Below are 12375 nucleotides of genomic sequence, written 5' to 3' on the forward strand. Positions count from 1 at the left end.
GACAAGTCCAACGAGATTCCCGCGGTCAGGCGGTTGATGCGTGGCCTCGATCTGCCCGGTGTCGTCGTCACGGTCGATGCCATGCACACCCAGACGACCACCGCCCGCTGCCTGCGTGAGGAGTGTCGGGCGGACTACGTCATGATCGTCAAGGCGAACCAGCCGGGTCTGCTCGGACGAGTGCAGACGCAACCATGGCAGCAGGTGCCGGTGGTGTGGTCCGATCCGGTCGAACGCGGACACGGACGTGAGGAACAACGCAGTTACAAGATCCTCACCGTGACCAGGGGGTTGGCGTTTCCGTATGCACGACAGGTCGTGCAGGTCACCCGGCGGCGACGCCCGATCGGCGCCGACACCTGGAGTGTCGAGGTGGTGTACGCGATCTGTTCCCTGCCGTGTGAGCAGGCTCCACCGACACTGCTGGCGTCGTGGATCCGGGGGCATTGGGCCATCGAGAACTCCGTGCACTGGGTGCGTGATGTGACGTTCGACGAAGACCGCTCGACCATCCGCGCCGGGCACGGTCCGCAGGTGATGGCGACCCTACGCGCCGGGCACGGTCCGCAGGTGATGGCGACCCTACGCAACGTCGTGATCAGTCTTCACCGCCGAGTCGGGCAGTCGAACATCGCGCAGGCCTGCCGGCGACTGGCTGCGAACCCGCATCGTGCTGTCGGGCTGGTCCTCGAATCCTGAAACCACAGGTCACAGCCTCGCCGATCAACAACTACGGGGCCCTGCGAGACGGACAACCCCGCACCACCGACAGCACTGCACGGTCCCGACGACATCCCCGCGGACACCACACAGGGCGCGATTCGTGACGCCGGGCAGCAGGACCAAGACGTGCCCCTCACCACGGACAACTGGGGAAACGCGCTACTGGGGACCGAGACGGACAACCCCGCACCACCGACCGCCCTACAAGGACCCGACGACATCCCGCCCGAAACTGCCCTTGGAGCCCTCAGTCAACTTGCTGAGTTTCGGGAACAGGTGATCGGGGAAGACACTGCGGACGGAGGGACCGCACAAGAAGTTGGAACCCTCAGTGACTCTCTGAAGCGTGCAGCCGGAGTGCTTGCCATAGGAGCTGTCGGTACTTCGGAAACGGGCATCGGTCTTCCCGCCGCGGCTGCACTCGCAGTTGGGGCTGGTGCTCTTCTCCTCGTCGGAATGGCACTCGACCGCGGTGACGGTCGTGACGTCCTCGGACACTACGCGGATGGAAATGACGGCCGGAGCGGGAAGGACGCTGAGAAGGACGCCCTCGACCAGGAAGAAGCAGAGCGAGGCATCACGATCGAACGGGATCAGGTCCTTGCAAAGGTCGAGGGCACCAAGTACGGCCGCTACTACGACGGGCTGATGAAGAATCCGGACGGCACGTATACCGGTTACGAGGTGAAAAGCAGAACCGCAACAAAGAAGGCTCAGCAGCGTGAGTTCGATGGGCTGGTCTCGCCGGAAAACCCGGCACGAGCCACCTTGAACGGCAAGCCAATCGAGATCACTAGGGTCAGGGATCTCCGGGGATAGAGCAACGTCGCGATGGGAGATGTGCATGTTCAAGTTCGACTACGCCAGCGGGCACCAGTCGATCTCGTACAGGATCGATTCGGTTGATGAGTTCACGCAACCTCTGAACAGGTTTGATGGGCTGAAGCGTTCGACCTTGACGGTGACGAAGGTCCCGGCGGGTCGCTACTTCGAAGACCTCTCCGTCGAGGAGAAGGCACTGATGAACGAGGTCTACGTTCAGGCCGCGGGATCAGCCGATGCGATGTCTGTCGAGGTCCGACTCCTCGTCGGTGACACCTACCGACTCTACGTGGTCGGTCGTCCGGGTGCGCGTGGCAGAGAGCCCGACGTCGAGATCCCGTTCCACGAGGGACGGCACAGATTGCACGTGTATACCGGTGAAGTCTTCACCGCAGACGAAGCTGCCACGATCTTCTTCGAGTGGTGTCGGACCGGTTCCGTGGATCCACACCGGTACCAGTTGCGCGAGTTCGATCTCAACGCGTTCTACGAGGAGAAGACTGACTGACACCGCAGGGCTCCGGACACTCCTATAGATGCTTGTCAAGCCGCGAGTGCCTGTTGTCGGGGTTGGAGGGTGGCCCGGATCAGCGGGTACATCTGTCGGGCGATGTATCGCTTGAGGCAGCGGATGATGTCCTTCTTGGTCCTGCCCTCGGCGGTCCTGCGCTCGACGTACTCGCGGGTCGGTTGGTCGAATCGCATCCGGACGAGGGCGATGCGGTAGAGCGCCGAGTTCGTCTGCCGGTCGCCGGCCCTGTTGAGACGGTGCCGGTTGGTCTTCCCCGAGGATGCGGGGACCGGGCAGACACCGGTCAACGCCGCGAATGCCGGCTCGGAGTGCAGCCTGGCGGGGTTGTCGCCGGCGGTGATCAGTAACTGGGCAATGGTGTCGGGGCCGGCACCGAAGACGGCCATCAAGTCCGGCGCGTGCTCGCCCAGCCTGACTTGGCTCACTTTTCGGTGAGGAATGCTGTTCCAGCCTCGTGACCTGGGGCATCTCGTGTCACTGGTGGCGGTTTCACGCACTAACGGGCCCGGTCTACCCTCGTCGGGTGACGTTCATCAGGCGGGTCCGGACGAAGTCCGGGGCCACAGCGGTGCAGGTCGCCCGCTATGTGGGCGGCCGGCAGGAGATCGTCAAGCACCTCGGGTCCGCGCACACCGATGTCGAACTCGGGATACTCCTCGAGCGGGCCCGCTCGTGGATCGAACCCGATCAACAGGTCCTCGACCTGGATGTCACCCCGCACACGCCGGCGGCGAGTGTGTTGCCGACGGGCAGGGGTCGTTGTTGCCGGCCGTCGACGACCGGCCGGTCGTCGATGCGCCGGGTCGCACCGCGTCGACGGGGTCGGAGGTGCTGCGGCAGGTCCTCGAAACCGTCTACGAGCAGCTCGGTTTCGGTGTGCTCGGCGACGAGGTGTTCCGGGATCTGGTGATCGCCCGGATCGTGGAGCCCGGCTCGAAACTCGACGCCGCCAGGGTGATCCGTGACCTCGGGAAGAACCCGGCGAGCTACGCCACCATCAAGCGGCACCTGCGGTGGATCATCGACCGTGACTACCGGGACCGGATCGCCACGAAATGTTTCGAGCATGCCGCCGAGACCGGCGGCCTGTCGCTGGTCCTCTACGACGTGACGACCCTGTATTTCGAGGCGGAGAAGGAAGATGACCTCCGCAAGGTCGGCTACTCGAAGGAACGCCGGGTCGACCCGCAGATCGTGGTCGGCTTGTTGGTCGACCGGACCGGGTTCCCGCTCGAGATCGGCTGTTTCGAGGGGAACCACGCCGAAACCCACACCATCGTCCCGATCGTCCGGCAGTTTCAGGACCGGCACGACATCGCCGGCGTGGAGATGGTCGTCGCCGCCGACGCCGGGATGCTCTCCGCCGGCAACCTGAAGGATCTCGACGACGCCGGGCTCAAGTTCATCGTCGGCTCCCGGGTCACCAAAGCGCCCATCGATCTGGCGAACCATTTCCATTGGAACGGCGATGTTTTCGTCGACGGGCAGATCATCGACACCGTCACCCCACGGCACGCGAAGAGCACCGTCAACAACGTCCGTCACCGGACCGAACCGGTCTGGGATCCGGTCGGGCATCCGAAGTCGTGGCGGGCGGTCTGGCACTACCGCAGCAAGCGTGCGGTCCGCGACAACCAGACCTTGAATGCCCAGGAGACCCGGGCCCGGGAGGTCGTCGACGGCGGCAAGGCCCCGAAATCGACCCGATTCGTCAAGACCACCGCGAAGGGACGCAGCCTCGACACCGCATCGATCGAGCGGGCCCGGTCACTGGTCGGGTTGAAGGGGTATGTCACCAACATCCCCGCCACCCTGATGGACCCGGAGGAAGTGATCGGCAAATATCACGACCTCTGGCACGTCGAGCAGTCGCTGAAGCATGTCGAAAACCGACCTGAGAGCCAGACCGATCTTCCACCGCACCCGGGACGCGATCGAAGCGCACCTCACGGTCGTGTTCGCTGCTTTGGCGGTGTCCTACCTGGTCCAACACCGCAGCGGCCTGGCGATCGGCAACGTCGTCAAACGACTCCGGCCTCTCCGTTCGGCGACCATCGCGATCAACGGCACCCGGCACACCTTCCCACCCGAGATCGACCCCGACACCCGCGACCTCATCGACAAGATCACCGGGCCCGGACTCACGCACTAACGAAATGAGCCAACTCAAGTGTCGGGGCCGGCACCGAAGACGGCCATCAAGTCCGGCGCGTGCTCGCCCAGCAGTCGGTCCAGATGAGCGGTGAGGTCCTGGATCTGCTCGGTGAGTAGTTGCCAGCGCCGCGCCAGGACGCGTAGGGCGTACCGGGTGGCCTCCTCCGCTGTCACGGGCGTGTGCGGCGGACGAGTGGCCGCGAGTGCGGCTGTGAGGTTGCTGTTGCTCAGGCCCTGGTAGCGGGTCCGTAGTTCGGTGGGGCCGGCGATGATCATGGCCTTGATCTGGTTGATCGTGGCGGTGCGCTCCCGCACCGCGGAGGATCTGGTGATGCGCAGCACCCGCAGCGACTCGACCAGCCCGTCCGCGCCCTTCGGTGCGGCCGTGGCCCGCCCGGAGAGCACCGCCTCGGCGGCGGAGTAGGCGTCGAAGGTGTCAGTCTTGCCCCTGTTCCTGCGGTCGAACTTGTTGGGTCGGTTGACTTCTCGGACTGTTATGCCCGCGGCGGTGATCTCTCGTGTGACTGCGGCCCCGTAAGATCCGGTGCACTCGACGCCGACGATGGCCAAGCCGGGCCAGGACTGGAGGAACCGGACCGCGGCCCGGTAGCCGGAGGGGGTCGCGGCGATTTGCACGTCGCCTAACGGACGCCCGTGGGCGTCGACGACGGCGACGTGGTGGGTGTCGGCGTGGGTGTCGATGCCGCCGTAGACGGGGAACTGATCGTGGTTCACCATGGAACTGCGCCCTTCTTCTGGTGGGGTGCGCAGCCCGGGTCGGCGTCAGTCAGTTCACTATCGGGATCTGGTCAGACTCCTATCAGGACATGACGGCCCGCCCGTGCTGCACTGTTCGTGAGCCGGGCCGGTCGACACATCCGGGACAGGACAGCCGCTGGTGGCGGCGTCAGAATAGTCGTGAGTCAGACCCGCTCCACGAGACCATCATCGCCCCGCGGGGCTGGGACCGTCACGTCCTTCAAGAAGTCAGACCTACCGGTCCACACCTCAATAGTGAATAGTCCCATTTCCTCAGGTCAGAACCAGTGCGGCGTCGTGGTCGAATGCCGCCACCAGATGCGGAGCAGTGCTCGTCGCATCCGAATGATCACGGGCACCGCGCACGGTTTTCCCGACGATCGCGACCACCCGCCGCCCGCCGACGACGAGCGATCTCGTCCACATCCACGCACCCAACGCCGCATCGAGGGCGTCTGCGTCGAGGCGGGCGAACAGCTTCCGCAGCGTCGACTCCTCCGGCACACCGCCGGTGATCCCGAACGCGGACAACACCTCGGCCGCCTGGTCGGCCGCCCACTGGCCGATCGCCGTGAACGAGCGAGCGCCGGCCAGTGTTGCGGTCACCGACGCCGGCATCTTCGGATGCTCCGCCAGCAACGCCCTGATCTGCGGCACGAACGGATCCACCTTCGAACCCCGAGGACCCCGATGCCGATCCGGAGGTTCCTCACCCCGCAACGCCCGACGGACTGTGTTCCGACCGATCCCGAGATCCCGCGCGATCTGCTTGATCGTGACACGCTCCGACCGATGCAACCGCCGAACCTCCGCCCACACATCCACTGAAATCACCCTCCTAGCCTGATCCAGGGGGTCCATTCCAGTTTGGCGTTAGGGGGTCCGTTCTACTTCGGCATCAACACCCCACAACCAGGAACGAGTCGTGCCCGCAGCCTCATCTTCTCCCATGCCCGTTCCTGTCCTGAGGGGCCAGGGGTTCAGGATAGGGGAGTCTGTCGGGGCTGGTTCGGTCGGCGAAGTGGTGCGCGTGGGCCGGTGACCGCCACGATCAGGATGACGGGCCAGACCGTCCAGAGTAGTAGTGCATCCGAGCAGGGAACCAGGAGCGACACGCCTGCGGTGAGGCTTCCCGACCAGGCAGCAAAGAGCGCTACCGACATCCCCCAACTCATGGACCGGGCCGACACGATGGATGTGGTGCCGAGCAGTACCCCGATCCCGATCAACGCGATTGCCGATACCAGCGTCATCGGTGTTCCTTGTCGTTTGTCTTCGTCTGGCGGGGCAGGGTTGTCATCCAGGGCACCTGCTCGGGAGGACTGTCGGGGACGGGAGGTGGGGTGGGTGTGGTGAGTCGGGTGATCGACGCCGGTGTTCCCAACTCGGCGCGGAGTTCGGGATCGAAGGCGTAGTCGCGTAGGGCGGCGAGCATTACTTCCGGGGCTACCGGGATCAGGGGCCCGACGAGCTGAAACCGTTTCCGTTGTCGCCGCCGGGCGCCCCGGTCCACGCGGTAGACGATGTCGATGCTGTAGCTCGGGCCCGCGGACACGGTCTGTTCCGGGACGGGGGCGATCTCCTCGATCGCATCCCAGGTGATCGAGGCGTGCCGCCACCCGAAGTAGGTGGTCATCCCGGTGGTGGACAGTCGGAATCCGCCCGCCCGCCGGATCGGGTCACGTGCGATCCCGATCGGGATCGCCAGGGCCACTCCCACCGCCATCGCCACCGAGCCGGGGCCGACGAGGATCGCGAGGAATCGGTTCATCTCCATCTCCCCGAACATCACCGGCTGTCTGGCGAGCAACTGCTGGACTATGAACCATCCCGTCCCGCCGAACACTGCTGCTATGCCGAGCATGACGAGTGTGATGGTGACCGAGGTCCGGATCACCGTCTCGGTCCTGTCGACCACGACCGGGTCACGGTCCCAGGGCAGCAGCCGGCTCAGCTCCCGATGGTGGATCATCGACCAGATCACCGGCGTCGCACCGGCAATTATCAGTCCGACCCCGAAGTAGGTGCCGCTGATCACGAAGTACAGCCCGACCGGGCCGGCGAGGAGTGCTGTCCCCCAGCGGGTTGCGATCGAGCGCCGGTTGAACGCCGACGCCCACTGCGGCACCGCACGACTCGATGCCCTGTTCACCGACACTGCTCTCACTTCGCTGCCTCTCGTGCTGCTGCGCCGGCCTGATGGCCGATCCACTGACCTGCCACGGCTCTGGAGGCAGCGCCGGCATTGCTGCCGCGCTGCAGCATCATGGCCGCGACCCACGCCGGCCTGTCGAACTACTTCACACCATCTACACGACTTCGCCGGGTCCTTGGATCATCCCTGCCGCCGGGACGGGTGACCGGGGTGCCATGTCGGGATCTGGTCGGCCGGGCGGGGGAACTTCTTCAGGTCAGCAATGTATGTCTCGTCGGCCGGCGGGATACGCCAGTTCGGCTCGGTGTCGTAGTCGAAGTCGAACGAGTACCGACCGTCGGTGGTTACTCTGGCCGTCGCCGAGAACCACGCCCCTCGACCACCTTGTTCTGCCATGAGGTTGCGTAGTCGGTGCCACTCGAGTGTCGCTTTTCCCCCGCCAGGGATCTTCGCTGAAAGGCTGCCATCATTTTCGACGACCCTTGCAGAGGGTGAAGCAACAGTACCCGCCGAATAATAATCGACGACGCAGTCCTTTTTATACTTCTCGACAACGTTTCGGTAAATCTTTTGCGCGATAGCCTTCTGTGCGTCAAGGATGAGATCCACGCGTCCTCCTTAATTTAGTTCAAAAATTCTTGAGTTTCCACTTCTCCGGAGTTGTCAGTCCAGGTTACCCGGTACGCTTCTGGGCGACGGCTACCCTCCGGGTATTCGATCTCAACGGTCGCGTGCACCTCTCCACCGCTCTCGACAATGTTACGCCATTCCATTTCCATTTTATAGTAGTCGCGGTCACCGCGGCTGTTGAGGACGTCTCTCATTGCGGTGATATTGATTGCTTCACCGGGGCCACCGAACTGTGTACCAAAGATGTGTCCACCTTCATCGCCCGGTTTTCGATCACTCCTTCCCGAGACCCGTTGCTGGTAGCCGTTGCGGGGACCGCCTTCTAGATCGTCGATCCTCCCTTCAGCATGGACGACGCGGCCACGATCATCGGTCTGGAAAGTGTAGTCGCCACCGTCCACCACATAGTTCGTGTTCGGCTGCGGTTTGTTCAACAGTCGGTTCCATTTACCGGTAGTGCCGGAATCAACTTCAACTGTGTCGCTGCCCGGCAGTCTGCCTGCGAACCTATTCTGATCGATCTTTCCGTCGAACGCGCCATGCGTGTCGACATCCCGTTCACCCGTCGTGTCGAGGAGTTCTCCAAGGCCCCGCTCCGCTGTCCGCAACGCTGCTGCACCCGGACGCCCGATCCGCGAACTATTCAGCAGATGCGTGAGTCCGTCGAGCGCGAGTTCCGTCCCTTGTTTGGTTGCTTCGCCCCTGGAACGGGGCCGACCATCATCGTGGTTCGGTTTGAGGATTTGCCGTCCGGAGTCGTCAATGGCGATGGAGTCACCCGGAAGGAAAGTGAATCCATCGATTTCTCGGGTCTCGCCGATGACGATTTCTCGAGAACCGTCATCGTAGTAAGTGATCAAGTCCCCGTTGGGGCGGCTCTCGGTGCCGATCACCCTGCCGGTCGCGTAGGCGACGAGAACGGTTCCGTCCTCGTATGCAGTCTGGAACTGGCCGTTGCCAAGGTCGCTGGTGACGCCACCTTCAGTGTCCCACCACGGGTCCTCTGGCTCGATCGAGTCTTCGAAGGGGTGGACAGTCTGTTGAGTGGCCCCGTTCTCATCCGGGGGCGAGGTGACGATGAACGCCGGCCCTGTCGATTGTTTCCCGTCCGCGTCCCAGCGGGGATATGCAGTAACCGTTCCAGAATCACCGTAGTCGGATGTGACAGGTGCGCTGAGCTGGTCGGCAAGGACCGAATCCATCGCGGGGCTTCCAGTTCCGGCTTCCGCGATTGATGGCTGTGGGCTCGGATCCTGTCCCTCAAGCATCAGGTCCTGCCAGGTGGTTGCCGCTGAGGCGCCTGGCAGTGTTGCCTGTGGTCTTGGGGCGCCCACGTCCTGTCCGGTGGGCCAGCCACTGTTGGTCTGTTTGTTCGCGTTTCGGGGTTTCTTGCGCTGCTCGTCCTCTGGGTCGGCGAGGATCGGATAGGAGGTGTCGGCGTCGGCGTAGACCTGCTGGACCAGGTGACCGCCCCGGACGACGTAGCGGGTCGGGACTGCCCGCCCGGTGGTGTCGTAGGCCCACGGGGCGGCCATGCGGGAGACCTCGGTGCCGTCGGCGTCGAGGATCGATGCCGTGCCGTCGATGTTGACGTCGATGGTGCCGCCGTCGGGCACCGGTGGGGTCTCGATGACGGCCTCGTGGAGCGAGGATTCGTCGTGGACGAGGAACAGGGTCCGTAGGCCGAACTCTTCCGGGACCACCAGCCGTGAGGTCTGTCCGGGTGTGTACCGCATGATCGGGGCCGCGGCCACGCCGACGGCCTGTGCCAGCACCGATTCCGGTGTGCGGGGGCGGCGTCCGAAGCGGGTGGCGCCGGCGACGGTGCCGGCGAGTCCGGTCAGTAGTAGGAGCAGGGTGTGGGGGGTGCCGGCGGGTTCGTCGGTGTCGACGATCTCCGGTGTCCCCGACGGTCCGGGCGCAAGCTCGGATTCCGGTTCCGGGTCCGGTGCAACGGGTGTGGGCACGGTGGCCGGTTCCGCGGTCGGGGCCGGTGTCACGGTGGGCGAGGGCACGTCGGTGGTCGGGACCGTCACCCGACCGCCCTCGACGCGGGCGGGCTGGTCTCCACCGGGGATGGTGGGTGCGGGGAGTCCGGGGACGGGGACGATGTCGGTGCCGTTGTAGGTGGGCATGCGGGTGGGGGCGTTGACCCCGACCTGTGGTCCCGACCCGGACTGCCCCGGATCGTTGCCGGGCAGACCGGGCAGGGGTGCCGGTGCCGCCGTGGTGGTGTGTTGGGGTTGGGGGATGCACGGGTTGATCGGCTCGGGTGGGATCGGCGCCCCGGGAGGAAGATTCGCGATCAGCTGCAGCCAGATCTGGTGGTCGCGGTCCCGGACGGCTTGGCAGTCCTCCTCGGGTGTTGCCACCGCGGCAGGTGGGGCACCCACACTCACAGCGAGTGCGGTCAGTCCGGCCGCGGCAGCCCCCGCTGCCCACCGTGCCAGGCGTGGCCGGCCGGTCACCGCTGCGGGGCCGTCGCCGGACCGGACACCGCGGCCTTGACGAGGGTGTCGGCGCCCCACCAGAACAGGCGGCCGGCGAGTGACATCACCAGGAAGAACCCGAGATACACCCCGACCGGGCCGTGGGTGTCGGCCCAACCGGTGATCCGGTCGAGGTTCGCGAACACCAGCACGAGCAGGCCGAGACCGGTGAGCAGGGACAACCCGGCCCGCGCCAGGACGCGGCCGCCGGTGCCGGTCGTCGGGTCCTCGTCGTGAGGTGGGGTGGCTGTGCGCATGCGGTTGTCGGCGGCGTGTGTCCCGTCGGTGTGTGCGTGTGTCGTCGTCTGGGTCATCGTCACGTTTTCCCCTGATGTTCGGTTGATGTCGTACGCCGGCGGCGCTGCGCGCATGCCGAGGTTGTCGTCGACTGCGGCGACGGTCATCGATGGCTCCGGGTGCGGCCGTGTGATCGGCCGGCCGTCCCGTCTGTTCGGCAGTGTGTGGGCGGGGTCAGCGGGTCTTGGCGACCGCAGCCCGCAAGAGCGCGTCGAATTCCTCACGCGTTCGGTCGGGCGCTTCTGTGGAGGTCTGTTCGACCATCACCCGGTGAGATCCGGTCCATGCGTACCCCACGGATCTGAACAGTGTTGTAGGCGTGGTGGTATCACCGGCCAGGCGTGACGTGGTCTCGACGCGCTGCCGGTAGACGACCACCTCGTCCACGTTCAGACCCGGTGGTGCATCGGCGTGGGTCGTCTCTGTCACCGTCGAGTCCACCACCACACCGTCGACTGTCCGTTCGGTCGTCACGATCGCGCACGGACCGAAGACCATGCGATCGACCAGGTCCGGGGTCTCACCCTCCCCGTCGGTGACAGCGGCGACGTAGAGGGTCCCGGTCGGGGTCTGGGCGTGCACCGCTGCCTGCACGGCAGTGCTCTCGATCCGCGCCTGCTCCTCGCGGGGCCGTTTGCACTCGGCCGGATCGAACGTGGTGTTCGTGATCGCATCGATGAGCTGCTGCCCATAGGCCGTCGGGTCGGGGACCCGGTAATACTGCGAGCCCGCCGGTAGATCGGACTCCGCCAAGGTCAGCGCCTGCAGATCCCTGGCCTCGTCCGCGTCCGCGGTCTCGGCGCCACCCGCACACCCCGACACCAACAGGGCGGCTGCCAGCACGACCGCCGCACGCGCCATCCCGGAGCCGCTGCTCCTGACCGACACGATCGGCATCGAACTCTTCTCCACTCGAACGGAATCCGACGTCCCACCGGCGCGACATGCACGTGTCACGGCATGCGTCATCGTCGATCCTCCCCGTCGACTGATGCCTACAGCCAGGTCGGTTCGGAGTACACGTACAGGCTGTCGTCGGAGGTGGCGGTCGAGGCCGCGATCATCGAGTAGGAGCGGATCGACACCGCACCGAAACAGCCGTCGATCTTGATGTGCATGTTCGAGGTCGACACCGACGCCCGCGCACCCTCGAGATCCTTGCTCCCGAGCGGGATGGTGGTGATCGTGCCCGGTTTGACCTGCGCTGAGATCGACGGGCCGACGTTCGCGCTCAACCCGGCGTTCGGGCCGGTCAACGAGATCCCCAGACTCGGCCCCAGCGTCATCGCCAACCCGAGCGTCGCCCCCGAGGACACATCGACCTGACAGCCGACCTGCAGACCCTGCTCGATATAGCCGGTCCGCACCGGGGCCGTGCCCGTGCCGGTGATCGTGCCCGTCGTCTTCGACGAGAAGAACCCTTCCCGCGTGAACCGCGACAACGCCAGATTCGGCACCGGATTCGCCGACAACTCCGTCGCCGACACCCCCAACACCCATCCGTCATCGGTGATCTTCGAATCCGACTTCGACTCCAACACAACCGGATCCGCGACCGACGCACCCGAACCCGCAACCACGCACCCGCCCGCGACCGCCGCGACGACGACAGACTTCTTCCACCACGACACCACAGAAACTCCCCACCGCGACCACACGCGCAACCCCGCAGTCGGACCTTACCGACCGTCTAGGGCGTGTCTGGTAAATGCTCGCGGCCGGATACGCGACACTCACTGAGTGTTGCGTGCCGATGAGATCTCCGACGACCTGTGGACCGTGATCGTCCCCGTCTTTCCGATACCGTCGGGAAG

Annotated in this window: 11 protein-coding genes and 2 pseudogenes; 4 read left to right on the forward strand and 9 right to left on the reverse strand. The window is 65.2% G+C overall.

Going from position 1 to position 12375, the window contains the following annotated elements:
* The 3 genes from E0497_RS19895 to E0497_RS19905 form a co-directional block, all read left to right on the forward strand.
* Positions 1–699 (forward strand): ISAs1 family transposase (locus E0497_RS19895; protein ID WP_137726533.1); only part of this gene is annotated, 699 nt, incomplete at its 5' end.
* A gap of 150 nt (positions 700–849) precedes the next feature.
* Positions 850–1542 carry a hypothetical protein gene (locus E0497_RS19900; RefSeq protein WP_137726534.1) on the forward strand — a complete coding sequence of 231 codons (693 nt, stop codon included), beginning with the start codon at positions 850–852 and terminating at the stop codon, positions 1540–1542.
* A gap of 25 nt (positions 1543–1567) precedes the next feature.
* Complete coding sequence (locus tag E0497_RS19905; protein ID WP_137726535.1) at positions 1568–2053, forward strand: hypothetical protein; 486 nt, start codon at positions 1568–1570, stop codon at positions 2051–2053.
* A 35-nt stretch (positions 2054–2088) separates the two neighbouring features.
* On the opposite strand, the pseudogene E0497_RS19910 reads toward E0497_RS19905, so the two are convergent.
* Positions 2089–2481 (reverse strand): annotated as a pseudogene (locus E0497_RS19910) (transposase); the annotation flags it as partial.
* Between the two features lie 119 nt (positions 2482–2600).
* Between E0497_RS19910 and E0497_RS19915 the strand changes: the two are divergent.
* Positions 2601–4229, forward strand: a pseudogene (locus tag E0497_RS19915) (IS1634 family transposase).
* Positions 4230–4243: 14 nt separating this feature from the next.
* Here E0497_RS19915 and E0497_RS19920 read toward each other — a convergent pair.
* The 8 genes from E0497_RS19920 to E0497_RS19955 form a co-directional block, all read right to left on the reverse strand.
* Positions 4244–4969, reverse strand: coding sequence for an IS110 family transposase (locus tag E0497_RS19920; RefSeq protein ID WP_206663664.1), 726 nt, complete (start codon positions 4967–4969; stop codon positions 4244–4246).
* A gap of 294 nt (positions 4970–5263) precedes the next feature.
* A complete protein-coding gene (locus E0497_RS21135) occupies positions 5264–5824 on the reverse strand; it encodes a transposase family protein (RefSeq protein WP_421958367.1) in 561 nt (186 codons plus the stop codon).
* A gap of 415 nt (positions 5825–6239) precedes the next feature.
* Positions 6240–7142 (reverse strand): hypothetical protein, encoded by a 903-nt coding sequence (locus tag E0497_RS19930; protein ID WP_137726537.1) that lies wholly within the window; start codon positions 7140–7142, stop codon positions 6240–6242.
* A 183-nt stretch (positions 7143–7325) separates the two neighbouring features.
* Positions 7326–7754, reverse strand: coding sequence for a hypothetical protein (locus tag E0497_RS19935; RefSeq protein WP_137726538.1), 429 nt, complete (start codon positions 7752–7754; stop codon positions 7326–7328).
* 14 nt (positions 7755–7768) lie between these two features.
* Complete coding sequence (locus E0497_RS19940) at positions 7769–10147, reverse strand: DNA/RNA non-specific endonuclease (RefSeq protein WP_137726539.1); 2379 nt, start codon at positions 10145–10147, stop codon at positions 7769–7771.
* A gap of 92 nt (positions 10148–10239) precedes the next feature.
* On the reverse strand, positions 10240–10668 hold the full coding sequence (locus tag E0497_RS19945) for a hypothetical protein (protein WP_137726540.1): 429 nt from the start codon (positions 10666–10668) through the stop codon (positions 10240–10242).
* A gap of 67 nt (positions 10669–10735) precedes the next feature.
* Entirely contained in the window at positions 10736–11449 is a 714-nt protein-coding gene (locus tag E0497_RS19950; protein WP_137726541.1) for a hypothetical protein, read from the reverse strand.
* Positions 11450–11556: 107 nt separating this feature from the next.
* Entirely contained in the window at positions 11557–12195 is a 639-nt protein-coding gene (locus E0497_RS19955; RefSeq protein ID WP_241665994.1) for an MspA family porin, read from the reverse strand.
* Positions 12196–12375: the final 180 nt, after the last annotated feature.

Origin of the sequence: Prescottella subtropica (assembly GCF_005434945.1) — a bacterium.
GTDB lineage: Bacteria > Actinomycetota > Actinomycetes > Mycobacteriales > Mycobacteriaceae > Prescottella > Prescottella subtropica.

Coding starts and splice junctions, on each gene's coding strand:
- E0497_RS19905 (WP_137726535.1), top strand. CDS start 1,568: ATGTTCAAGTTCGACTACGCCAGCGGGCACCAGTCGATCTCGTACAGG.
- E0497_RS19920 (WP_206663664.1), bottom strand. CDS start 4,969: ATGGTGAACCACGATCAGTTCCCCGTCTACGGCGGCATCGACACCCAC.
- E0497_RS19945 (WP_137726540.1), bottom strand. CDS start 10,668: ATGACCGTCGCCGCAGTCGACGACAACCTCGGCATGCGCGCAGCGCCG.